General features: G+C 61.8%; 22 protein-coding genes. 11 read left to right on the top strand and 11 right to left on the bottom strand.

The annotated features are described in order from the left end of the window. On the top strand, positions 1-97 hold a 97-nt coding region (locus JHD73_RS07960; RefSeq protein ID WP_199029503.1), incomplete at its 5' end, for an IS3 family transposase. Here JHD73_RS07960 and JHD73_RS07965 read toward each other — a convergent pair. After that, positions 60-482 carry a hypothetical protein gene (locus JHD73_RS07965; RefSeq protein WP_199029505.1) on the bottom strand — a complete coding sequence of 141 codons (423 nt, stop codon included), beginning with the start codon at positions 480-482 and terminating at the stop codon, positions 60-62. The two genes, JHD73_RS07960 and JHD73_RS07965, sit on opposite strands and share 38 nt — an antisense overlap. A 704-nt stretch (positions 483-1,186) precedes the next feature. Here JHD73_RS07965 and JHD73_RS07970 point away from each other — a divergent pair. Then, on the top strand, positions 1,187-2,038 hold the full coding sequence (locus JHD73_RS07970; RefSeq protein ID WP_199029507.1) for a hypothetical protein: 852 nt from the start codon (positions 1,187-1,189) through the stop codon (positions 2,036-2,038). A 130-nt stretch (positions 2,039-2,168) separates the two neighbouring features. On the opposite strand, the gene JHD73_RS07975 is transcribed toward JHD73_RS07970, so the two are convergent. Beyond that, positions 2,169-3,755, bottom strand: coding sequence for an isocitrate lyase (locus JHD73_RS07975; protein WP_199029509.1), 1,587 nt, complete (start codon positions 3,753-3,755; stop codon positions 2,169-2,171). Positions 3,756-4,104: 349 nt separating this feature from the next. Further along, positions 4,105-5,076, bottom strand: a complete 972-nt coding sequence (locus JHD73_RS07980) for a YafY family protein (RefSeq protein ID WP_199029511.1) — start codon at positions 5,074-5,076, stop codon at positions 4,105-4,107. Positions 5,077-5,161: 85 nt separating this feature from the next. Between JHD73_RS07980 and JHD73_RS07985 the strand changes: the two genes are divergently transcribed. Beyond that, on the top strand, positions 5,162-5,899 hold the full coding sequence (locus JHD73_RS07985; RefSeq protein ID WP_199029513.1) for an NIPSNAP family protein: 738 nt from the start codon (positions 5,162-5,164) through the stop codon (positions 5,897-5,899). Positions 5,900-5,968: 69 nt separating this feature from the next. Here the strand turns inward: JHD73_RS07985 and JHD73_RS07990 are convergent, their stop codons facing one another. The 3 genes from JHD73_RS07990 to JHD73_RS08000 all read right to left on the bottom strand — a co-directional run bounded on the left by JHD73_RS07990 (position 5,969) and on the right by JHD73_RS08000 (position 8,436). Then, positions 5,969-6,637 carry a dihydrofolate reductase family protein gene (locus JHD73_RS07990; protein WP_199029515.1) on the bottom strand — a complete coding sequence of 223 codons (669 nt, stop codon included), beginning with the start codon at positions 6,635-6,637 and terminating at the stop codon, positions 5,969-5,971. 88 nt (positions 6,638-6,725) lie between these two features. Then, the gene (locus JHD73_RS07995; protein ID WP_199029517.1) at positions 6,726-7,331 is read right to left on the bottom strand and encodes a bifunctional 2-polyprenyl-6-hydroxyphenol methylase/3-demethylubiquinol 3-O-methyltransferase UbiG; all 606 of its coding nucleotides are present in this window, start codon (positions 7,329-7,331) and stop codon (positions 6,726-6,728) included. Between the two features lie 247 nt (positions 7,332-7,578). Beyond that, positions 7,579-8,436 carry a LysR family transcriptional regulator gene (locus JHD73_RS08000; RefSeq protein ID WP_199029519.1) on the bottom strand — a complete coding sequence of 286 codons (858 nt, stop codon included), beginning with the start codon at positions 8,434-8,436 and terminating at the stop codon, positions 7,579-7,581. Between the two features lie 125 nt (positions 8,437-8,561). Between JHD73_RS08000 and mdtD the strand changes: the two genes are divergently transcribed. Then, positions 8,562-9,974 (top strand): multidrug transporter subunit MdtD, encoded by a 1,413-nt coding sequence (gene mdtD / locus JHD73_RS08005; protein ID WP_199029521.1) that lies wholly within the window; start codon positions 8,562-8,564, stop codon positions 9,972-9,974. Between the two features lie 27 nt (positions 9,975-10,001). Here mdtD and JHD73_RS08010 read toward each other — a convergent pair whose 3' ends face one another. The 4 genes from JHD73_RS08010 to JHD73_RS08025 form a co-directional block, all read right to left on the bottom strand. After that, positions 10,002-11,360 (bottom strand): ankyrin repeat domain-containing protein, encoded by a 1,359-nt coding sequence (locus JHD73_RS08010; protein ID WP_199029523.1) that lies wholly within the window; start codon positions 11,358-11,360, stop codon positions 10,002-10,004. 127 nt (positions 11,361-11,487) lie between these two features. Continuing rightward, positions 11,488-11,898, bottom strand: a complete 411-nt coding sequence (locus JHD73_RS08015; protein ID WP_199029525.1) for an HU family DNA-binding protein — start codon at positions 11,896-11,898, stop codon at positions 11,488-11,490. Positions 11,899-12,203: 305 nt separating this feature from the next. Beyond that, complete coding sequence (locus JHD73_RS08020) at positions 12,204-12,998, bottom strand: enoyl-CoA hydratase (protein WP_199029527.1); 795 nt, start codon at positions 12,996-12,998, stop codon at positions 12,204-12,206. Positions 12,999-13,008: 10 nt separating this feature from the next. Then, complete coding sequence (locus tag JHD73_RS08025) at positions 13,009-13,563, bottom strand: TetR/AcrR family transcriptional regulator (RefSeq protein ID WP_199029529.1); 555 nt, start codon at positions 13,561-13,563, stop codon at positions 13,009-13,011. An 81-nt stretch (positions 13,564-13,644) separates the two neighbouring features. On the opposite strand from JHD73_RS08025, the gene JHD73_RS08030 reads away from it, so the two are divergent. From JHD73_RS08030 to JHD73_RS08050, 5 genes are all read left to right on the top strand, one after another. Continuing rightward, complete coding sequence (locus tag JHD73_RS08030; protein WP_199029531.1) at positions 13,645-14,256, top strand: DJ-1/PfpI family protein; 612 nt, start codon at positions 13,645-13,647, stop codon at positions 14,254-14,256. 460 nt (positions 14,257-14,716) lie between these two features. Then, the gene (gene fae / locus JHD73_RS08035) at positions 14,717-15,241 is read left to right on the top strand and encodes a formaldehyde-activating enzyme (protein ID WP_199029533.1); all 525 of its coding nucleotides are present in this window, start codon (positions 14,717-14,719) and stop codon (positions 15,239-15,241) included. Positions 15,242-15,252: 11 nt separating this feature from the next. Beyond that, the gene (locus tag JHD73_RS08040) at positions 15,253-16,275 is read left to right on the top strand and encodes an aldo/keto reductase (protein WP_199029535.1); all 1,023 of its coding nucleotides are present in this window, start codon (positions 15,253-15,255) and stop codon (positions 16,273-16,275) included. A gap of 14 nt (positions 16,276-16,289) precedes the next feature. Next, complete coding sequence (locus tag JHD73_RS08045) at positions 16,290-17,738, top strand: NAD-dependent succinate-semialdehyde dehydrogenase (protein WP_199029537.1); 1,449 nt, start codon at positions 16,290-16,292, stop codon at positions 17,736-17,738. 150 nt (positions 17,739-17,888) lie between these two features. Further along, positions 17,889-19,223, top strand: coding sequence for an MFS transporter (locus JHD73_RS08050; protein WP_233176842.1), 1,335 nt, complete (start codon positions 17,889-17,891; stop codon positions 19,221-19,223). Positions 19,224-19,227: 4 nt separating this feature from the next. Here JHD73_RS08050 and JHD73_RS08055 read toward each other — a convergent pair whose 3' ends face one another. Continuing rightward, positions 19,228-20,133: a LysR substrate-binding domain-containing protein gene (locus tag JHD73_RS08055; RefSeq protein ID WP_199029541.1), complete on the bottom strand. Its 906-nt coding sequence runs from the start codon at positions 20,131-20,133 to the stop codon at positions 19,228-19,230. Positions 20,134-20,477: 344 nt separating this feature from the next. Between JHD73_RS08055 and JHD73_RS08060 the strand changes: the two genes are divergently transcribed. Beyond that, complete coding sequence (locus JHD73_RS08060) at positions 20,478-21,407, top strand: LysR substrate-binding domain-containing protein (RefSeq protein ID WP_199029543.1); 930 nt, start codon at positions 20,478-20,480, stop codon at positions 21,405-21,407. 277 nt (positions 21,408-21,684) lie between these two features. After that, the gene (aldA, locus tag JHD73_RS08065) at positions 21,685-23,109 is read left to right on the top strand and encodes an aldehyde dehydrogenase (protein ID WP_199029545.1); all 1,425 of its coding nucleotides are present in this window, start codon (positions 21,685-21,687) and stop codon (positions 23,107-23,109) included. The last annotated feature ends 42 nt before the right edge of the window (positions 23,110-23,151 follow it).

Here is a 23,151-nt window from a genome sequence, read left to right on the forward strand (position 1 = left end):
GTTCGACTACATCGAGCGCTTCTACAATCCGACGCGCAGGCATTCGACGCTCGGCTACGTCAGTCCGATACAGTTTGAGCAAGCTCGAGAAGCTTAGGTCGGTGTCCACTGAACCGGCAGCAGCCCAAGTCAATCAACTTATCGTTGAGTGGATCTGCTTGATAGTGGAACGTTGCGTTGCGAAACCGGCGCAATAGATCCACATAGTCACCCTTCGCCAAGACTTCTTCGAGAGGTTCGTATCTGAGGTCGAGTTCCTTGTAGCCTTCAACAACCACGTATAGCAATGAGTACCAGACCTGCATACGGAAAACCATCGAGGCATGCTCACCGAATGCTACGTATTCGATACCGAGGTTCTTAAGTGCGCGTTCTTCTTGATCGGGTGTGAGTACCTTTTGCTGTACTACAACGCGCACGGCGTCGGCGATGATCCAATGGCGATGCAGAGCTGCAAGCTTAACTGTCGGTATTTCACTCATAGGACTTAATTCATGGTCAGGATTCCTTGGATGATAGTTTCCCCGCCCGTCCCCGGGGAAAGCAACTACACCTTCTTATTTACCCCGCCCCCGCTCCAACGCCCCCAACAACTCCCACCGATACAAATCCACCAGCACCCCTCCAACGTGGTGAGCAGATACACCCCAATCCCATCCAAAAAACCCGCGTGGTACTCAGCCGATTTTTCGCAGGCGTAACTCTGAAACTCCCACCGGAACACCCTCGGCTCAAACTGCCGATGCAGCTTCAATCCCGCCTGCGTCCGCCGCAAGAATTCACGAGCTGCCAGCGCGCCTCGCAGATAGTCGCGGTTACGTTCAAGCGCCATCGTGCACCTCCGCAAATTGCGTGCGATCAGTACAAGGCGGGGAGGGGAAATGCGCGGAGCAGCGTCCGCAAGAGAAGGGAACAGCTTGAATCAGTAACGCCATCGTCTTGCCCTCTAACTGGTTGATTGGGGGAGCCGACCACCGTTGAGGGTGGGCGGGTACACGGCAAGGTTTGCACTACCGATCAAGTGCCGGCCTTTCAGGAAGCGTCTTCCTTATCAACGTCTTTCCCTGTCCCGCTGTGCCCCTAAATTTGGGGATGTTTGCGCCCACCCGGTTTGTTATTTCTGCGCCTACCTGAGCGATCCCCCTTTCTACGGCTCAGGTCATGTTCAAAACAGGGAGAGATAACAATGAAACGCACCAACCGGCTGGCGACCTTGCTCTTATGCGCAAGCGCCGCTCTGATGATCGCCGCATGCGGCGGTGGCGATGATGGAAGTCGTGGCAGCAATGCATCCGGGTCTGGAGGTTCCCTCACCGGCGATGGCGCAAGCTGCAGTGCCGTCAAGCCGCAATGCACGGTGTCTGCGTCTCCGGCATCCACGGCAAACAGTCCATTGCCGGCCGGGACCAACGTCGTACTCAGCGCAAGTTGCAGCACGGGCGTGACGCAAGCGGATTGGTTCACCAATGCGCAGACGTTTGCCAAGGGCCTGAACGTGACCGTCAACCCGAGCACGACAACGGGCTACGGTTTTGCCTACAGTAACTGCGCGGGCGGCGACCACGCAGGCCTTTACGTCTACGTGGGGGCGGGTTCCAACGGCGGCACGCCGGGCAATGGGGGCGGAAACAACGGCGGCAGCAGCGGTGGCAGTAGCGGCAGCATCAGCACCAATTCCGGCACGAGCGCCGTCAATTGCTTGCGCATGGGCACCAACGCACAGGGCTCGATTACCGTGACGAATACCTGCAACGCCAGAATTGGCTATTCCTTCTGCAACCTCTACGCAACGGCGCCCAGCTCAACGGGTTCGCTATTTGTCTGCCAGGGCCATTCAGCCTCCTACAGCCCAACCGGTTATGTGTATGAGCAAGGTGCTGACTCGTTGAGCCCTGGGCAGACGGACATCCTTCTGGGCACCGCCGTGCAAAATCAGAAAGCCTGGGTGATGGCCTGCGCGAGTGGGGCTCCGCATATCGTCAATTTCAATACACCCACCATCAATGCCAACTCTACGGCTACCGGCATTTGCTATTGAATGCTTTCGCTCAGGCAGGCCTACACGCGCGCTTGCTGTCGTAGGGTGCTCCGGCTGGTGAGTCTTCTCGGCGCCTCCAAAAAAAAACGCCAACCCTAGGGTTGGCGTTTTGCTTGAGGCAAGACCCGTATCAGTGGAACTGATTCATCGTGTTGTCCTTACCGGCAGCCTTCAGCGCTGCTTCGCCGCTGAAGTATTCCTTGTGGTCATCGCCGATGTCCGAGCCCGACATGTTCTGGTGCTTGACGCAGGCGATGCCTTGACGGATTTCCTTGCGCTGCACGCCAGCCACATAACCCAGCATGCCTTGGTCGCCGAAGTATTCCTTGGCCAGGTTGTCGGTCGACAGCGCGGCGGTGTGGTACGTCGGCAGCGTGATCAGGTGGTGGAAGATACCGGCTTCGCGCGATGCGTCGGCCTGGAAGGTGCGGATCTTCTCGTCAGCGATCTTGGCCAGTTCGGTGTCGTCGTATTCCGGGCTCATCAGCGCGCCGCGCTCGTAGGCCGACACATCCTTGCCGGCTTCCTTCATTGCGTCATACACCTGCTGACGGAAGTTCAGCGTCCAGTTGAACGACGGGCTGTTGTTGTACACCAGCTTGGCGTTCGGGATGACCTTGCGGATCTCTTTCACCATGCCGCCGATCTGCGCGATGTGCGGCTTCTCGGTTTCGATCCACAGCAGGTCGGCGCCGTTTTGCAGCGAGGTGATGCAATCCAGCACGCAGCGTGCTTCGCCCGTGCCAGCGCGGAACTGGAACAGGTTGCTCGGCAGGCGCTTGGGGCGCAGCAGCTTGCCGTCGCGCTTGATGACCACGTCACCGTTGCCCAGTTGATCTGCCGACAGCTCTTCGCAGTCGAGGAACGCGTTGTATTGGTCGCCCAGGTCGCCCGGCTCCTTGGTCACGGCGATCTGCTTGGTCAGGCCGGCGCCCAGCGAGTCAGTACGGGCCACGATGATGCCGTCGTCCACGCCCAGCTCCAGGAACGCGTAGCGGATCGCGCGGATCTTGGCCAGGAAGTCCTCGTGCGGCACGGTGACCTTGCCGTCTTGGTGGCCGCACTGCTTCTCGTCCGACACTTGGTTTTCGATCTGGATGCAGCATGCACCGGCTTCGATGAACTGCTTGGCCAGCAGGTAGGTGGCTTCAGCATTGCCGAAACCAGCGTCGATGTCGGCAATGATGGGCACCACGTGCGTCACGTGGTTGTCGATCTTCTGCTGGATGGCGGCCTTGGTAGCGGCATCCTTGGCGGCGTCCAGCTCGCGGAACAGGCCGCCCAGTTCACGGGCATCCGCTTGGCGCAGGAAGGTGTACAGCTCGCGGATCAGTGCGCTGACCGAGGTCTTCTCGTGCATCGACTGGTCCGGCAGCGGGCCGAACTCCGAGCGCAGCGCAGCGACCATCCAGCCCGACAGGTACAGATAGCGGCGCTCGGTGCTGTTGAAGTGCTTCTTGATGGAGATCATCTTCTGCTGACCGATGAAGCCGTGCCAGCAGCCCAGCGACTGGGTGTACTTGGCCGGATCAGCGTCGTAGGCAGCCATGTCGGCGCGCATGATCTTGGCGGTGTACTTGGCGATGTCCAGACCCGTCTTGAACTTGTTCTGCGCACGCATGCGGGCTGCGTACTCGGGGTTGATCGCATTCCATGCGCTGCCGTGGGTTTCTTTCAAACCGGCAACTGCCTTGATGTCGTCTTGGTACTGGGCCATGTGTCTCTCCTAAGGGCAAAACGTGTTTGAGTAACTGGGTGGGTGTGTCGCCACGTTTGTCGAAACTCGAAGCGAACCGCATGACCAAATTGTAGTGCTGCCTTGATGCGTCGCAACAAGGTCTTATATAAGACATAAGACTTTGTTTATTGTTATTTTTCAACGGGTTACGTACTGTTTTTTGCAATGCGGAAAGTGTTTTCGCGGAGCGAAAACGAGGTGGCGCGGAAATTCCAGACGAATTTCGCAATGTGAAACGGGCTTTCAGTCGCCGGAGATGGGGGCTTGGATAGCGCGAGCGACGACCGTTGGGGAATGTGTGGAGGTGCGCTGGCGTAGCTGCGCGGGCTTACTTCTTATAGAGCGCCTTCAACTGCAGCAGCTCTTCCATCAACTGATGCTTGAGTTCCTGCGGCCCCAGTATCTTTACGTGGGCGCCGTATCCCAGCAACTTTCGCGCACCGTGCTCGATGGATTCGATGGGCATCAGACACGCCTTCCAGCCGGATGGCACCTCGGCATGCCCGGCATCCTGCGCGACAGGCAGCGTCTTGACGCGCGCGTTGATGAGCCAGTTCTCGCCACGCGGCGAGACAGCAATGTGCGCCGTCAACCGATAGAGATCGGTTTCGTACCGGTGCATGGCGTCATGCCAGTGCCTGGCCAGATCAAACCGTGCGGGCCGCCTGAAGCGGCGGCGCGAGGGCTTGAGTTCGACGATCTTCGCGAGCCGGAAGGTCAATGGGCTGGGCTTGCCCACCACTTTGGCAACCAGGTACCAGGCCCCGCCTTTGAGCACCAGGCCGAGCGGTTCAAGTTCGCGATTGGATACGCCGCGCCAACTTTCGTACTTCACTTCGATACGGTGCGCGCTCCACACCGCGTCGGCCACTTCACGCAGGAACACCGGCGTTTCCTGTGCGCGGTACCAATCCACCGTATCGATATGCAGCCGGCTGGCGACGCGATCCGCGTGCTCGCGCGAGTCTGGGGCCAGGCTTGCAATCATCTTCCGCCGCGCGGAGGTCGCCATGTCGTCCAGGCCAAGCTCCGTTGCTGGGCCGGGTAAACCTGCCAGAAACAGCGCGTGCGCTTCCTGCTGGGTAAGGCCGGTGAGGTCGGTGCGCCAACCCTCACGCAGCTGAAAGCCGCCGTTGCGACCGCGGTCTCCCCAGATGGGCACGCCGGCAGTGGAGAGCTGATCGATATCCCGCAGGATCGTGCGTTCGGAAACCTCCAGTGCTTCAGCCAGTGCCGGTGCAGTCATCCGCCCGCGCGCTTGCAGCAGCATCATGATCGACAGCAGCCGGCTCGCTTTCATGAATGTCCTACGACCTCAAATACATGACATGAGGTGTCATGTTAATGGACATATCGTGGGTGCATTCCCCACGCAAAGGTCAAACATGAACGCGAGCATTCAAGACAGGCAACTGGAGGTGATCGAGCTGCGCCAATACACGCTTCGCCCCAACAAGCGCGATGCGTTGATTGACCTCTTTGATCGTGAGCTGGTCGAGCCGCAGGAAGCGGTCGGGATGACGATCATGGGACAGTTCCGCGACCTGGATCATCCGGATCTGTTTGTCTGGCTGCGTGGGTTTGAGAGCATGCAGACCCGTCTGAGCGGCCTGCAGGCCTTCTATGGCGGCGCCACCTGGCAGGCGCATGCCGAGGCGGCCAACGCCACGATGCTGGATTCGGACAACGTACTGTTGCTGCGCCCCGCCTGGGAGGGCGCACACCTGCCCACGGATGTGATGCACCGCGCGAGTCGTGATGCGGTGGCGATTCCGCCAGGGTTTGTCGACATCACGGTCTTCTATCTGGAGGCGCCGGCGTCAACAGAGCTTCTGGCGTTCTGCCGCGAACGCATGACCTACGTTCTCAACGTCGGTGGCGCGGGCGCTCAGGGCTGGTACACCACAGAGCCCCGTGAGAACAACTTCCCCCGATTGCCCGTGCGTGCAAGCGAGCACGTGCTGGTGGGCGTTGCCGTGTTTCCCGACCTCGCACGGTTTGAGGCATTCGGCCGCTCGAATCTATGGGCGCGTGAGATTGCCCCGCAGTTGGCGCAGTGGCCGATTCGGTCGACCGAGACGCACCGGCTGTTGCCAACGGCGCGCTCGGCCATCCATGCGTAGGCCGAGCGTGGTCATGAAGATCGTTTCCGGCCCCCGAGGTTCGGACGACGCCGTCAGATCGGAGAAGCCTCAAGCGCTAGCGTCCGCACGCGCCTGGCGCTGCAGGACGACATGCGTGGCCTTCTCCGACGCGACAGATTGAACGCATGCGTACCCCAGCGCCCGCAAGTCCAGCCCTTCGAACAGCGGCTCCCCCTGGCCGAGCAGGACAGGCGAGATCGCAATGTGCAGTTCGTCAATCAGGCCCTCACGAAGATACTGCCGGATGGTGTTCGGTCCACCACCGATCCGCACATCCTTTCCGGCAGCAGCCTCACGTGCACGGTCAAGCGCCTCGCGAATGCCTCCTGTGACGAAGTGGAACGTCGTGCCGCCCTCCATCTCAATAGAGGGGCGAGCATGGTGGGTCAGGACGAACACCGGAACGTGATACGGCGGGCTGTCTCCCCACCAGCCTTTCCAATTCATGTCTGGCCAGTCCCCGCGAATGGGGCCGAACATGTTCCGCCCGAGAATCCAGGCGCCGACATTCTGAAAGCTACGGGCAGCGAAATCATCGTCCACCCCGGTCGTACCGCCGTCCTTGCCGAACAGGGCCTGCTGGAATGTGCGTGTCGGGATCAGCCACTGGTGCAGTTCGATCCCGCCAACGCCGAGCGGATGGTTGATGTCTTGATGCGGACCCGCTCCATATCCGTCGAGCGAGATGGTGAAGCCTGCAACTCGAACGCGTGCCATCGGTTTGCCTCCGTGTAGACGTCCAACAGGGTATCCGCAGCCGTGCCATGCCTGAGGAGGGGCATGGCGTCATGCCGGCTGCGGTAATTCAGGATTCCCGCTTCAGGGCGAGGAAGCTCCACGTCACATCACCCCGGCCAAGCATGTCTTCGCGCGTGCTGCGGTGATGTTCTTGCAAGCCGGCTTGTCGACCAAGAGCGATCGTCTCATCTGCGGACACATCGAACATTCGCCGCCCCTCCGGAACCGGACCGTGCCGAAGCGACATGACGATTACGCCACCAGCGCGCACCAATCCGGCCACGGCAGACATTGCAACCTTCCGCTCCGTTTCGTCAAGGTGCATCCAGACCGCGGTGAGCAGGATGAGATCAAAGCGCCGCGCGCTGTTGCGCATCACAGGCAGCATCGGCAGGTGATCGTCCACCCATTCAAGATTGGGCAACGGATGCAGTCGCTTTCCTTCTTGACGTAACTCCGGTGTTGGCTCGACCGCGACGACGCGATGCCCGCGTGCAGCCAGTGCGGCAGCATCGCGGCCGGAGCCGGCACCGATGTCGAGCACATCGGCTTCATGTTGCGGAAAGAGGTGGATGACATCTCGGTGAACCGCCTCAAACGCAATGCTTTCATACTGCGCAACCAACTCAGTCGCACGGCTGCCATAGCCGGCGGTTCCTGCGGGAGCATTCATGAAGTCTCCGGGGGCGCGAGGGACAACCCTCGCGATTTGAAACCTGCATTCTGATGGAGATCAACCACCCCGGGTAGCTGGCTGGCCTTGCAGATGGCGCGGCATGGTCGTGAGCCCATCGTGTGGCCAAGTGGCGTTCCATCGGCCATTTGCTGGGGAGAGGTACCGCCTTGAACTCCGCGGTGTACGTCGATCGCCTTACCCTTTACCGCTTGCTGTCGTCCTGGCGGTATTCCGCCTTTCGCTTTCAGTCCGCCCGCCCTGCGCGCAGGTCACTCTTGCGGATGAGCTGCAGGAGCGTTTCCGCAGGCTTGGTCAGCCGCCGCGCCGACAGCGTGATGAATTCGATTGCCGGCAGGGGCGGCAGCGCATCGACGTTGACGGGCGGCACCAGTCCGCCCCCGGTCAGGTCTTGCGCACGCACCGTAATGCCTAGGCCGCCGCGTGCTGCGGCAATGCAGCCGGAATGGCTGCTGCTGGTGCACACCACGCGCCAGAGCCAGCCTGCCGCCGCCAGTGTGTCCAGCACCACCGAGCGGGTCACGCTCGGCTCATTGACGAGGATGAGCGGCAGCGGCTGACCCACATCGACTGCGGTGCCGGGCCGCGCCAGCCATTCGAGCTGACCACGGAACAGCGGTACACCGCGCCGCCCGCCTTCGCGGCGCTTGCCGATGATCAGGTCGAGCGAGCCGTCTTCAATGCCCTCGTAAAGCTTGCTGGTCATCCCCATCGTGATCTCAAGCTCGACGTCCGGGTGCGTGGCACGGAATGCCGCCAGCAGATTGGGCAGTGGCCCGGAGGCCAGGTCCTCCGATGTTCCCAGCCGAACGCGCCCCTGTAGCCGAGGCGCGCTGAACTGCAGCTCGGCGCGCGCCAGCGATTCGAGGATCAGCCTTGCGTGGACGAGCAGCGCCTCGCCATCGGGCGTCAGTGATAGGGAGTGCGTGTCGCGCACAAACAGCCGTCGGTTCACGCTCTGTTCCAGGCGGCGGATGTGATCGCTGACCGACGATTGCGACAAGCCAAGCTGGCGCCCGGCATCGGTAAAGCTGCGTGCCGCGGCCACGGTGGCGAAGGTCTGAATCCATACGGGATTGAGCATGGCGCATTGTCATCGGATTTTCCGATGACAGTCAACGTCTCCAGAGGGGTTCCCGATTGGTCAACCATGCGTAGCATTGCGGGTGTTGTCCGGAACGTTCTGGGCAGGTACTCCCAGGATTGCTCATGCACACCGCTTCTTCCGCCGTCGCCAAACAGGATGTGTCTCAGAAGGCCATGCTGTGGATCGTCTTTGCAGGCTTCTTCATGCAGGCGCTGGACACGACGATCGTCAATACCGCGCTGCCCTCGATGGCGCACAGCCTGGGCGAGAAACCGCTCGACCTCAAATCGGTCGTGGTGGCTTATACGCTGACCATGGCGCTGCTGACGCCGGCGTCGGGTTGGCTGGCTGACAAGTTCGGCACGCGTCGCGTCTATTTCAGCGCCATCCTGATTTTCGTGATCGGCTCAGTGTTCTGTGCCACGGCCCACACGCTGCCGCAACTCGTCATCGCCCGCGTTTTGCAGGGCATTGGGGGCTCCATGCTGCTGCCGGTTGGCCGGCTGGCGGTGTTGCGCAATATTCCGGGCGAGCAGTACATCGCGGCACTGGCTTTCGTGTCGGTGGCCGGGCAGGTGGGGCCGCTCCTGGGGCCGGCGCTGGGCGGATGGCTCGTGCAGGATGCCTCTTGGCACTGGATTTTTCTGATCAATGTGCCGGTCGGTCTGGTGGGCCTGCTCGCGGTACGACGCTATCTGCCGCAGGACGCATCCAACGCGGTGGCGCCATTCGACTGGATCGGCTGCGGTCTGCTGTCGATGTGCATGGTGACGTTTTCACTGGCGTTGGAGAGCGGCGCGGATAGCCCGTGGAGTGCGCTACTCGTTGCCGTCAGTCTCGTCAGTGCACTGCTCTATATCCCGCATGCAAGGCGGCGTGTCTCTCCGCTGTTCCGGCTATCGCTGTTCCGGGAGCCCAACTTCAGTGTTGGCCTGATCGGCAACCTGTTCTGCCGGATTGGCTCGGGCGCTGTGCCGTTTCTGCTTCCGCTGCTGTTTCAGTTGCAGCTTGGCTATTCGCCGTTCCATTCGGGGTTGCTGCTGTTGCCGATTGCCATTGCGGGCATGCTTGCCAAGCGCTGGGTCGTGCCCCTTGTGAACCGGTTCGGGTATGACGGATTCCTGCTGATCAACACGTTGATCGTCGGTGTATCCATTGCATCGTTTGCGGCCATGTCGCCGGGCTGGCCGCTGGCGCTGTCGATCCTGCAACTGTCGATTTTCGGGTGGGCGAATTCAATGCAGTTTGCCGCCATGAACAGCATCACGCTCAAGGGGCTGTCCCACCAGGATGCTGGCAGCGGCAACAGCTTGTTTTCGATGGTGCAGATGCTGGCGATCGGCTTGGGGGTGACGATCGGCGGCGGGCTCGTCAGTCTTTTCTCGGTGAAGCTCGGCGTGGCCGCTCCGGCTTACCAGCTCGCCTTCCTTACCATGGGCTTGGTGACGGTGCTGTCTGCGTTGATCTTCCGCCGGTTGGATGCCAGACCGTTCCAACCTGATCGCGTGGAGTCCGAAGCTGTGCAGGCACGCTAGTGCGGTTGACGTTGGCTGTGCCGGTACTCAGCGCGGGCAGTCGTCCGTTTGGGCTGAGTGACTTTTCTGCTGCAGAAGTTGTGCAACATCCGGGTGCCCATAGCAGCGTGCGTAGGCAAGTGCGGTGAAGCCTGCGGGGGATTTGGCATTGGGGTCCGCGCCCGCCTCCAGAAGTGATTTCGTCAACGGCAGGTCGCCATAGGCCGCGGCGCCGACCAGTAAGCCATAGCCACGAGGATCCCGCGCGTTGATGTCAACAAGACGGCTCGACGGCGACATCGCGTTCAGCTGGTCATTGATATGCCGGAGCTGGACTTCGGGAATCTTATTCAACGCCTCAAACAGCACGGTTTTCATGCGCTGGTTGACCTCATCCGGAATCAGCGGCTGCGGCGACATGCCGATCAGCATCTCCAGCGCACGGGTATCTCCCTTGATGGCAACCTGGGCGCTGCTCATCAGCGGCGATGTCCAGACGCCGGTTGCGTGGCGTTGCACGGGAAGCGCATAGCCGCGTTGGATCAAGGTTTCGACGATGTCCAGGCGGCTAGCATGGATGGCGGCATCCCAGGCGGCCATCTCGGGCGGGGCAGGCTCTCGCAGGTCAAGCAGGGCGCGCACGACGTCGATGGGCGCGCGCTTGCGGATGGCAACCGTAATATCCGCGCTTCTGAGCGGATAGGTAACCCCAGGATCGCGCTGCCATGCATCGCGGCTTGGGGTGAACTGGCTGAACTGTGCTTTCAGCCGTTGCAGGGCTTCCCCTCGCTGCGGTTCCGGTAAATCGACAATGCCCGACCAGAGTGTCGATAGATCTGCCGTCTGCTCCGCAGGCGCCTTGTCGAGCAGGCGATCGAGAAAGAGGTGAGCCACTTGCGCTGATTCTTCAGGCGTGACGCGGCCGTTACCAAGCACTTGCAGAAGGCGCCCAACTTCTCCCCAGGCGTACTTGCCGTCTCGCGTTGGCGCGGCGCCGTCGTCAAGCAGCAACTCGATCCCGCGCAAGACCGGCTTCAGATGCAGCTGGTTTGGCGCCAGACCGATAAAGAAATCCAGGCGCATGTTATTCAGTTCTGCCCGGTCTTCCGGGCGGGCAAGATCACGGAACGCTAGCCAATCCTCCTGCCGGAGGTTTTCGGTGGCGATGCTCGCCTGCGTGAATACGGTATGCGGGCACTTGAGGAAAGGCTGCAGCGGTTCGTTCAATGCGCGCAAGCGTTGAATATCGCCATCAATGACGGCCTCACATTGCTTTTCAGATGCTTCCGCGGTTGTCGGCTCTGCTGATCGCGCCGCTACGGCTAGTGTTGCGCTTCCGAGCGCCATATTCAAAACCACGGATAGCTGGGCCACTCGGCGCAACCAGGCAGATGTGAATGGCGTCACTTAAATGTTCCTTGATCAGGTGGAGATACCGGACGATTTAGCGTGTTGAGTGTATGGCAGGGCTTGTGCGCTCCGGCGCAGCATGAAAAAAGGGGGCCGAAGCCCCCTGTATTCCTGTTGCGGCGTGTTACCCGTTCAGGGCCGCATCCTTGACCTTCTTCAGGGCGCGGACTTTCACGCGCACCGATGCCGGCTTCGCTTCGAACCACTGCTCCAAACCAGTAAAGGGGTTCTTGCCAAAGCGGCGCTTGGTTGCCGGAACCTTCACGGACGTCACCTTGAACAGGCCCGGCAGCGTGAACTCGCCGGCGCCCTTCTTGTGCAGTGCGCCTGTGATGGTGTTTTCCAGATGCAGCAGAACCGCCTTCACCGCCTTGGCGTCAACCTGTGCCTGTTCGGCCAGATGGGTCACCAGGCTCGATTTGGTGAACGTGTTCTTCAACGGTTTGACCGATGCCGTGGTGGCGGCAGGCTTCTTTGCCGGCGCGGCCTTCTTCGGTGCTGCTTTCTTTGCTGCTGTTTTAGCTTTGGTTGCCATAGGAGTATTCAGAAGTAGGTGAATGGGCCAGCAAGGTTTTAGCGTATCGCACAGCGCGATACGCCGCAAGAAAGGATAGCAAAACTCGCACAGATCGAATGTGGAAATCACGGGTGATGACTGCAGCCGGCTTGCTCGCGAGGCCATCCACCAAGGGGTTTTTGATCCGCTGGGCAGGTAAGACCATCGCCCACACTTAAGCCGAGACCGAACCGTTCCTACTGAAGAAACGCCCCTGTTCGATCTGCGATCCCCGGCATTGAGGCACAGGCGGTGCGGGGATTCAGGTGCAAAACTGAATCCGCTCACCGCTGCCACGTGGCCGGCCGCTTCTCCAGAAACGCGTCAATCCCTTCGCCGGCATCCTCTTCCATCATGTTGCGCGCCATGACATCGCCGGCGTAGGCATAGGCGTCGCTCAGTGCCATCTGCCGCTGCCGATAGAACATCGCCTTGCCATAGCGGATGGCGGCAGGGCTCTTTGACAGGATGTCGGCCACCTTGCGCGCGATGGCCTCGTCAAGCGCAGCGTCAGGCACGGCCTCGTTGATGAGGCCCCAGTCGGCAGCCGTGGCCGCGTCGATGAAGCGGCCCGTTACCAGCATGTCGAATGCGCGCTTGGCCGAGACGTTGCGCGACAACGCTACGGCAGGCGTTGAGCAGAACAGGCCAACATTGATGCCTGATACTGCAAACTGTGCCGCGTCGGACGCAATCGCCAGGTCACAACTGGCAACGAGCTGGCAGCCCGCCGCAGTGGCAATGCCATGCACCCGCGCGATGACCGGCACCGGCAGTGCCTGGATGGCCTGCATTACCACGCTGCAGCGCGCAAACAGCGCCTGGTAGTGGGCGAGCTGCGGTGTGCCGCGCATTTCGCGCAAATCGTGTCCGGCGCAAAACGCCTTGCCTGCGGCGGCGAGCACCACGCAACGTACGCCGTTGTCTGTCGCCACGTCGTCAAGGGCGCGCTGCAAAGCATCCAGCATGGCTTCAGACAGTGCGTTGAATTGCAGCGGGCGGTTCAGGGTGAGGGTGACGACGCCTGCGTGCGCTTCCTGCAGCACCAGCTCATCCGTTGTTGTGGAGTGGGAATCCATGCGGCATCTCCTACACAGGGAGTCGATGCGGAAGTCCGCCGCTCCGCAGCCGCGCAATCGCCATCTGAGCAAGCTGCGCAAACGACGCCGGCTGGTTACGCTCCCCCGATTGCTGTCCGCCGATGAGCCACAGGTGTGCGAAGCGTGCCACGATCTCTGCGTCGACAGGGTTGTCCATCCTCGCGCGGCAGGTCGAGATGGCGAACCACAATCGGGTACGGTCGACCCGCTCTTGGTACTCAGCGACCACGCGGTCCCGGCGTGCCCATGCCCGAATCGCGATCTCCCGCTGCGGGTGCTTGTCGGCGGCCACCGCCAGATAGCGCGTGAGCACATCTTCCAGGGTGAGACCTTCCGCCGCATGGGCGAGCATCCGCTCGGTGTAGTCCTGCTCCCATTGCGCGAGCACGGCGCGGACAAAGGCTTCGCGACTGCGGAAGTGGTGATAGAACGAGCCGCGCGTCACATTCAGGCGCCGGGCCAGGCGCTCGGCAGACACGCCGGAGTAGCCCTCGTGGTCAAGCGCATCGAGTGCGGCGGCAATCCATTGATCTCGCGTCAGCATGGGTGGGGGTAACGATAACGTACAGACTGTGTATGGCCGTGCCGGCGTCTCTAGACTGCGGCTTCAATTCTGGAGCCGCCAATGAAGCAAATCGCACTGATCGCCTTTGAGCAATTCACCGACATCGACCTGTTCCTGATGTGGGACATTCTGGGTCGCAACAGGAAGGATTGGCAAGTTCGGATTCTGGGTAAGCAACCGGAACTCCGTTCGGCCCATGGTCTGCTGATTCCGACGCATGGCCGGCTTGAAGAGGCCAGCCGGGCCGATGTCGTGCTCTTCTCCAGCGGCAAGGAGGGCGTACCTGCCGCCATGTCGGATGCCGCCTTCATGGGCGCATTTCAGCTGGACCCGAGTCGCCAGTTGATCGGCTCCATCTGCGGGGGGGCGCTCATTCTTGCGCGGCTTGGCCTGCTTGCGCATCCCCTGGCGACGACGCATCCTGACGCGCGTGAGGCGCTGCGTGCAGAAGGTGTGGAACCCGACGAGCGGCCATTCGTGAACGATGGCAATGTCGCCACGGCTGGCGGGTGTCTTGCTGCGCTCTACCTCGTTGGCTGGGTTGCGCAGCGCCTGTACGGCACAGAGAAATGCCTGGAGACGCTGCGGCCAGTGCTGCCTTCAGGTCAGTACAGCGTGTATGAGAAGTTGATTGTGTCCAGCCTGGAGCAGGGCCGAGCGCAGCACGCTTGAGCCTCGGTGTCGGGCTATGCATTCGTACTTGTGATGCGCGATGCCGGTGCGGCACCGGATGAGGCTTGTGTTATGTCGACGACGCATGACTTCATGTTCCATCTTCGTTGATACCGGAGTGCCGCTGTCACAGGCGTTCTTGCGGCTGTTCAACGACAACAACCGCAACTGAAGTAAAGACCACTTACGCCCTGGCCCATGGCGGCAACGTCAGCGCGAAGCCGCCTGGCATTCCTTCTCTCATGAGAGCCCCTCTGGCAAGGCTATTCCGCGCTTTCCCGACCGGACGACCCGCCACGAGGGTACGCATACCTTCCGCGGAATCTCTGCCGCGCCGCAGCTTGGGGCTAGTCCCGATATGCGGCCCCCGCATACCCCGTCATCGAAATTTGTCGCTTCCCGGGTGGATTCGCGCGCCGACACAATGGCCACGCATAACCCTCTTGGACGTGACATTGCAATGACTTCCTCCACCCAAAAGCAGCTCTACATCGGCGAAGGCTTTGAAGGCCCCGGCGTCAATCTCGCGCACATCAACGTGCTGGTTGGCCCGCGCAACGGCCCTGCCGGCCAAGCGTTTTCCACCGCACTGGCAACCCCGTCGGCTGGCCATGCACCGTTCGTCATCATTGCGCAGCCGGGCGTGCCGACCAAGCCGCTCACGCTGTACGTGAACAAGGCGCCGATCGAGAGCGACTTCCATGGCAACGCGACATGGGGTGCCTCGCAGGCAGGCATCGCCAAGGCTGTTGCCGAAGCGCTGGAAAACGGCACGCTGCCGCCGGAAGCGGAGAACGACTGGGTGGTCGTGTCGGCCAACTGGGTGAACCCCAAGACTGACGACCTCGACGCCGTGTTCGAGAACAACTACAAGGCCTGCCGCAACGCGATCATCGCCGCCATGGAAGGCCTGCCGCGCAAGGAAGCTGTGTTTGCCGCCGCGCGTGAAGTCTCCAATCCGTTCTACACCCCGAAGAAGGGCTGAGGAGACCCAAGATGGAATACGTCCGCCTGGGCCAATCCGGCCTGAAGGTATCGCGCCTGTGCCTGGGCACGATGAACATGGGCACGCCGCAGTGGAAGCCGTGGATTTTTGATGAGGCGCAAAGCGAGCCGATCGTGCGTCACGCGCTGGAAGCCGGTGTCAACTTCATCGACCTGGCCGATTTCTACTCGACCGGTGTTGGCGAAGAGGTTGTCGGCCGCATCCTGAAGCGCCTTGCGCGCCGTGAAGAGCTGGTCGTGACCACCAAGGTTGGCTACGACATGGGCAACTACCCCAATGCGGGTGGCCATTCGCGCAAGCACATCCTCGATGGCATTGATGCGTCGCTCAAGCGGCTCGACATGGACTACGTCGATGTCTACATGCTGCATTTCTTCGACGTGAACACGCCTGTTGAGGAAACCATGCGCGCGATGCACGACGTTGTCGAGGCCGGCAAGGCGCGTTACCTCGGTGTGTCGACCATGTACACGTGGCAGTTCGCCAAGATCATGCAAGTGTGCGAGCGCAACGGCTGGCACAAGCCGATCAACATGCAGCTCCAGCTCAACCTCGCCTACCGCGAAGAAGAGCGCGAGATGGTGCCGTACTGCATCGACCAGGGCGTTGGTGTGTCGGTGTTCAGCCCGTTGGCACGCGGTCTGCTGACTTGCGAGCCGAAATCCACCCGCAACCAGACCGATTTCTTTACCGCGCAGATGTATGGCGATCCGGCATCGCTGGCGATTGCGGAATCGGTGGCAAGAGTGGCCAAGCGTCGCGGTGTGCCGCCCGCGCAGATTGCGCAGGCATGGGTGCTCAGTCGCCCGGGGATTGCCAGCATGCTGGTCGGCGCGGATTCGGTTGCGCAGTTCGACAGCGCACTCGGCGCGCTCGAAACCAAGCTGACCGAAGACGAGTTGTACGAGTTGGACCGCAACTACACACCATGCGACCTGATCAACGACTACACGGCCGGCAAGCGCTGCGCGCGTGAGGCGCGTCCGTCGCAAGGCGTGTTTGCGACAGAGTAAAGGAGCACGACACCATGAGCGAATTTCTCAAGACCGGCCACTATATTGGTGGCGAGTGGTACGAGCCGCAGGGCGGCGCAGCCACCTACGCGGTGCTGAACCCTGCAACGGGCGAGGCCATTGCACAGGTTGCAAAGGGTGGCGCTGCCGAAACCCAGCAGGCCATTGATGCCGCCGAGCGCGCGCTGCCCGCCTGGCGCGCGCTCACCGCCAAGGAGCGCGGTGCACGCATCAAGCGTTGGGGCGAACTGATGCTCGAGAACCGCGATGCGCTGGCTGAGCTGATGTCGCGCGAGCAAGGCAAGCCGCTGGCTGAAGCCAAGGGCGAAGTGGCGTATGCCGCGAGCTTCCTGGAATGGTTTGCCGAAGAAGCCAAGCGCATGTACGGCGACGTGATTCCGAGCCCGAAGCCGAACGCGCAGATTGTCGTCACCCGTGAGCCGATTGGCGTGGTGGCGGCCATCACGCCGTGGAACTTCCCGCTGGCGATGATCACGCGCAAGGCGGGCCCCGCGCTGGCAGCCGGCTGCACGATGGTGCTCAAGCCGTCGGAAGAGACGCCGCTGTCGGCATTCGCGCTGGCCGTGTTGGCCGAGCGTGCAGATGTGCCGGCCGGGGTTTTCAATGTCGTGTCGGGCGATGCGGTGGCCATTGGTGCGGTGCTTACCGGGTCCGAGGTCGTGCGCAAGCTGTCGTTCACAGGCTCGACGCGGGTGGGCAAGCTGCTTGCCAAGCAGTCAGCCGACACGCTGAAGAAGCTGTCGCTGGAGCTGGGCGGCAACGCACCGTTCATCGTGTTTGACGATGCCGATCTCGATGCTGCGGTTGAAGGCGCCATGGCTTCCAAGTTCCGCAACACCGGACAGACTTGCGTGTGTGTGAACCGCTTCCTGGTGCAAGACGGCGTGTATGACGCGTTCACGCAGAAGCTGGCGGCGGCGGTCAGGAAGCTGCGTGTGGGCAATGCGCTCACGGGCGATGTCGATCAGGGGCCATTGATCAACTCGGCAGCACTCGCCAAGGTGGAGGTGCACGTTGCCGATGCAACAGCCAAGGGTGCCACGGCAGTTACGGGTGGTAAGCGTCACGCGCTCGGCGGCACGTTCTACGAGCCGACCGTGCTGACCGGCATGACGCCCGATATGCTGATCGCGGAAGAGGAGACCTTCGGCCCGGTCGCCGCGTGCTTCCGCTTCCAGACCGAGGAAGAAGCGATTGCCGTTGCCAACGACACCCCGTTTGGCCTGTCCGCGTACTTCTATACGCGTGACCTCGGTCGCGCATGGCGTGTCTCGGGCGCGCTGGAAAGCGGCATGGTTGGCGTCAACGACGGCATTATCTCCACCGAGGTCGCCCCCTTTGGCGGCGTGAAGCAATCCGGCCTCGGCCGTGAAGGCTCGAAGTACGGCATCGACGAGTACGTCGAGCTCAAGTACACGCTGATGGCCCGTCTCGGCCGTTAAGTCGCTTCCCCAGCGATTGCGCCGCGCACCTTGTCTGGCTGCGCGGCGCCCGTTTCCCCTTGGCGGGGCGCCCCACGCCCACGCATCACCCATAAGAATTCAGGAGGAGCCATGAGCCAGTCGAATGCTCAGTATGTGGCGGACGGCGCGATGCCGCAGTCATCTGCGGTTGAACGCCCGCAAGGTCGGGTCAACCTCGACGATGTGCCGCTGAACCGCTTCCATATCAAGATTGCTGGACTGACGTTCGGCGCGCACCTGACCGAAGGCTACGTGCTGGGTACTGTTGGTTACGCGCTCAGCGCCATGGGCACGCAGATGCCGCTTGATCCGTTCTGGATGGGGCTGCTTGGCAGCTCCGCGCTGATCGGCATCTTCCTGGGTAGCCTCCTGTTTGGCCGCCTGTCCGACATCATGGGCCGTCAGAAGATTTTCCTGACGAGCTTCCTGATCATCACCCTCGCTTCGGCAGCGCAGTTCTTCGTGACGTCACCGATGGAGCTGTTGCTGCTGCGTATCCTGATTGGCATCGGGATGGGCGGTGACTTCTCGGTTGGCCATGCGATCCTGGCCGAATTCTCGCCGCGCAAGCATCGTGGGGTTTTGCTGGGTTCGTTCAGTGTGATCTGGACCGTGGGCTACGTCATCGCCAACGTGCTCGGCATGGTCTACGCGCACGCCACGCCAGATTCCTGGCGCTGGTTGCTGGCCTCGGCCGCGTTGCCTGCTGCAATCATCCTGCTCCTGCGCATGGGCACGCCGGAATCGCCGCGCTGGCTTGCCGGCAAGGGCCGCGTAAAAGAAGCCCGTGACATCGTCACGAAGCTCTTTGGCCCGAATGTGGTGCTGGACGGCGTGGGTGAACGTCATGAGAACGCGGGTTTCGGGCGCCTGTTCCAGCCGGATCTGATTCGCCGCACGATCTTCAATTGCGTGTTCTTCATGTGCCTGGTGATCCCGTACTTCGCGATCTACACGTTCTTGCCGACGATCCTCTGGACGATCGGTCTGTCACAAGGCTTTGGCACGGATCTGCTGCTCAACGGTTTTCTTGTGTTGGGTGCTTTGATCGGCATCTGGCTCACGATCGTGCTGTCGCGGCGCGGTTTCCTGATCGGTTCGTTTGCCGTGACCTGTGTGTCACTGCTGGCGCTGGCGCTGCTGCCGTCCACCGCGTCGGTTGCCATGATGATCGCGTTCGCCATCTTCACGCTCACCATGTCGGCATTTAGCAACCTCGTTGGCGTGTTTCCGCCTGAGTGCTTTCCGACGGAAGTGCGGGCAAGCGGCGTTGGCCTTTCGGTTGCGTGCAGCCGGCTGGGTTCGGCTGTCGGCACGTTCCTGCTGCCGGTGGGCATCACGACGCTCGGCTTTCAGGCGACGATGTTTGCGCTTGCCGGTGTGTTGCTCGTTGGAATGATTGTGTCGATTGCGTGGGCACCCGAGACGAAGCACCTGACGCTCAACCAGGCGGCGGGCCACTGAGGCATCAGCACATACGTGGTGGAGCGTTTTCCGGTCTGGCCCGCTCTGCCACTTGCTCCCGCAACCATGCGGTGAACGCGCGCACATGTTCGGCCGCGACGTTCTCCGGCGCAACGTCGAGCCAATAGCCGAATGGCCCGACCACTTGCTCCGGCGAGAGCTGTACCAGGCTGCCTTCGCCGATTTCCTCTTCAATCATGTTCACATCGACGATGGCAAGCCCTGCGCCCTTGCGCGCTGCATGAATCGCTTGTTCGAGTGTTGAAAATTCGATGCCGTCGCCCATGCGCTTGAACGGGATGCCTGCCTGCGCGCACCAGTCCGCCCACATCGTCAGGCGCTTGCCTTCATGCAGCACGTGCAGCGGCGGCAGCCTGGCGAGTAGCCTGTCCAGCGGCTCATCTGCCAAGCGTGGTGCGCCGACCAGGGCGTGCCGTTCCATCATCAGCAGTTCCGAATGCATGCCGGTCTGTGCTGCGCGTCCGAAGCGGATGTGGCAATCGCAGTCGTCCGTGGCGGTCGTGCGGATCGACAGTTCAACATCCGGTTGGGCCTCTGACAGCGTACCGAGGCGCGGCGAGAACCACTGGGTCGCAAGTGTGGGCGGCAGCGACACCGTGAGGCGCTGTTTTGTTTCTGGGCGCTCGACGGCAATTTCGCCGATGCCATGTTCGATGGCGTCGAATGCCTGCTCCACGAATGGCAGCAGGCGCTGTCCCGCATCGGTCAACGACACGCCTTTGTGGTCACGCTCGAAGAGCTGTGCGCCAAGTGCATCCTCCAGCAGCCGGATCTGCCGGCTGACTGCGCTCTGGGTAACGCACAGCGACGTTGCCGCGCGGCTGAAGCTCAGGTGCTGCGCGGTTTCCTCAAAAAATCGCAGGGCGATGAGCGATGGCAAACGTCGCATGGTGTTCCCTTGGTTTGGATTCGTGCGGGGCTCAGGTCCTGATGGCAGGTCGGTGCATCCGCGATGCACGCATTGATGGCTGCCGATCCGCAGTGTGGCACGCCACTTGAGCGGTCCCGTCCGGTGTCGTTGGTATCGCCACTGTACTGGCGCGGCCAGACCATATTCGCTTTGCCCCCCGTTCAGCATTGAGACGTGTCTGAAAATTCTGACTGGCAGCCGTCAGCCATCTTCATCGCGCGGCAGTCGTCTACTTCGATGGGGGGATCGCCCATGCCGAGCACGCGGGCTGACCCTACAATACGCCTCCCGACACTGAATGCTCCCGCCCCGTGAGACGCAAGATGCCGGCGCTGAATGCGCTCAAAGCCTTTGAAATGGCCGGTCGCACCGGCAGCTTTACGCGTGCGGCGGAACTGCTCAACGTGACGCAAAGCGCGGTGAGCCGCCAGGTCCGGCAGCTCGAAAGCCAGCTCGGTGAATCCCTGCTCGAGCGCCGCCATCATCAGCTGGAGCTGACGGCGGCCGGCCGCGTGCTGCTGCACGCGCTGCAGCAGTCGTTCGACAAGATCGAGTTGACGGTGCGCAGCCTGCAGGAGAAAACGCACCTGAACCGGCTGCGCGTGAATGTGCCGCCGACCTTTGCTGTGCGCTGGTTCATGCCGCGCCTGGGGCGGCTATGCGAGGCCTATCCCGAATCCGAGCTCAGTCTTACCACGCGCATCCACGACAGCCTGGGAGAGTCACGCGTGCTCGATTGCGCCATCCGCTTTGGTGATGGCGAGTGGGATGGCTTTGACAACGTGTTGCTGATGCAGGAGCAACACATTGCCGTCTGCTCACCGGCGCTGTATGCGAGGCTGCGGCAGGGCAGTGAGCCCATCGACCTGAACCGCTTCACGCTGCTGCATGTGCTCGCGACCGACGATCAGCGCTACCTGACCTGGCAGCACTGGTTGAAGGAGGCCGGCATCACCGGCGTCGACACCAGCGGCGGCTACGAATTCGACCTGCTTGACCACGTGATCCGCGCCGCCATCGATGGGCTTGGCATTGCCATTGCCGATCGCCACATGGTCGCCCGCGAGCTTGCGGCAGGCCAGTTGATGCAGGTGCTCAACGTGCATGTGGATGGTCATCAATCGTATTGGTTTGTGACGCGCCCGGAGCAGACCAACCTGCCGCACATCGTGCAGTTTCGCGAATGGCTGCAGCAGGAAGTGTGGTTGGCCAAGCGCCATCTCGAGCCCTCGTCACCGCCGTCGCGACGCTGAAAGGGCAAGCCCTTATCCGCCGTAGTTGGGCCCGGCTTTAGGACCAGTCGGAAAATGCTGCTGGGCGCACGTCCATGCTGTGATGCGGCACACGAATGCGCTCCCTTGCACTGTCTGGGTTTCCAGAAGATTCGCGGATAAACATGAGTTTTTTGCATGTTACGTGCGCGAATAAGTCGTTTGTCGTGCGTTTGTCGCATGCACAGAATGCGCTCCAGTCCAGCAACGGGGGACGCCAGTCGAAGCGCTCCGCCCGTCCACTCGGAGGAGCCTCTGCATGCGTACCGAACGCAACTACGTCAACGGTCAGTTCGTCGCTTCCGAAAGCGACACGTTCATCGTTGTTAAGAACCCCGCCACCGAGGCGCCGTTTGCCCGTGTGCACGCTGTTACGGCCAACGAAGCCATCGCTGCAGTCGACGTGGCCGCGGCCGCGCAGAAGGCATGGCGCAAGCTGCCCAGCACCGAGCGCGCGGCCTACCTGCACAAGCTCGCCGATGCATTGACCGCACGCGCTCCGGAAATCGGAGCAGCGCTCGCGCAGGAATCCGGCAAGAGCGTCGAAGACGCCTCAAACGAAGCCGTCTACGCGGCCCAGATCACGCGCTATCACGCAGAATGGGCACGCCGCATCGAAGGCGAAGTCATCCCCAGCGACACGCCTGATGAAAACCTGTTCTTGCAGCGCGAGTCTATTGGCGTTGTCGCCTGTCTGATCCCATTCAACTACCCCGTCTACACGCTGCTGCGCAAGGTCGCGCCGGCGCTGATCACCGGCAACACGGTCGTCGTGCGCCCGAGCAACAACACGCCGGTGTCGGCCTTCGAGATTGCGAAGGCTGTGGAAGACGCAGGTTTCCCCCCGGGCGTGATCAACATCCTGACGATGGACCACGCCACTGCCGAGGCGCTGTGCACGCATCCGGCCGTCGGCATGATCACGCTCACGGGCAGCGTGAACGCCGGCCGCAAGGTGCTCGACTACTGCAAGGCGAACATTGCACGGCCGTCGCTCGAGCTGGGCGGCAAGACGCCCGCGATCATCGAGCCTGATGCCGATCTTGACCGCGCCGCCGCCGATCTGGTCGCGGCAAAGACGGCGCACTGCGGTCAGCGCTGCACTGCCATTGAGCGCATTTACGTGCATGACAGCGTGCACGATCGCTTTGTCGCGCTGCTCAAGGAAAAGATGGCGGCTGTGCAGATTGGCGACCGCGCAGTCGATCCGTCACGCATGGGGCCGCTCGTCAGCGCCTCGGCGCGCATGCAGATTCACGGCATGGTTGAACGCGCGATTGCCGCCGGTGCAACGCTCGAAACGGGCGGTGTCATTCCGGAAGGCGCCGGCTTCTTCTATCCGGCCACACTGCTGACCGGCGTCCGCCAGGACATGGAGATCGTGCAGGAGGAAACATTCGGCCCGATCCTGCCGGTGTTGCGCTACTCGACCATTGACGAAGCCATCACCTTGGCGAACGACCACCAGTTCGGCCTGGCATCGGTGCTCTACACCGAGAACTATCGCAACGCGATGAAGGTTGCGAACGCGATCGAATCGGGTGAGCTGTACGTCAACCGCACGCCGGCAGACCCGTACCAGGGCTACCACGCGGGTTGGAAACGCTCGGGCCTGGGCGGCGACGACGGCAAGCACGGGATGCTCGAGTTCACGCAAACGCGCCTCGTCGTCATGAAGTACTGACGGGGCGGGCGTCCTGTTTCCGGCGCGCGCCGCAGCACGCGC

Origin of the sequence: Ralstonia sp. ASV6, assembly GCF_016429285.1 — a bacterium.
Taxonomy (GTDB): Bacteria; Pseudomonadota; Gammaproteobacteria; order Burkholderiales; family Burkholderiaceae; genus Ralstonia; species Ralstonia flaminis.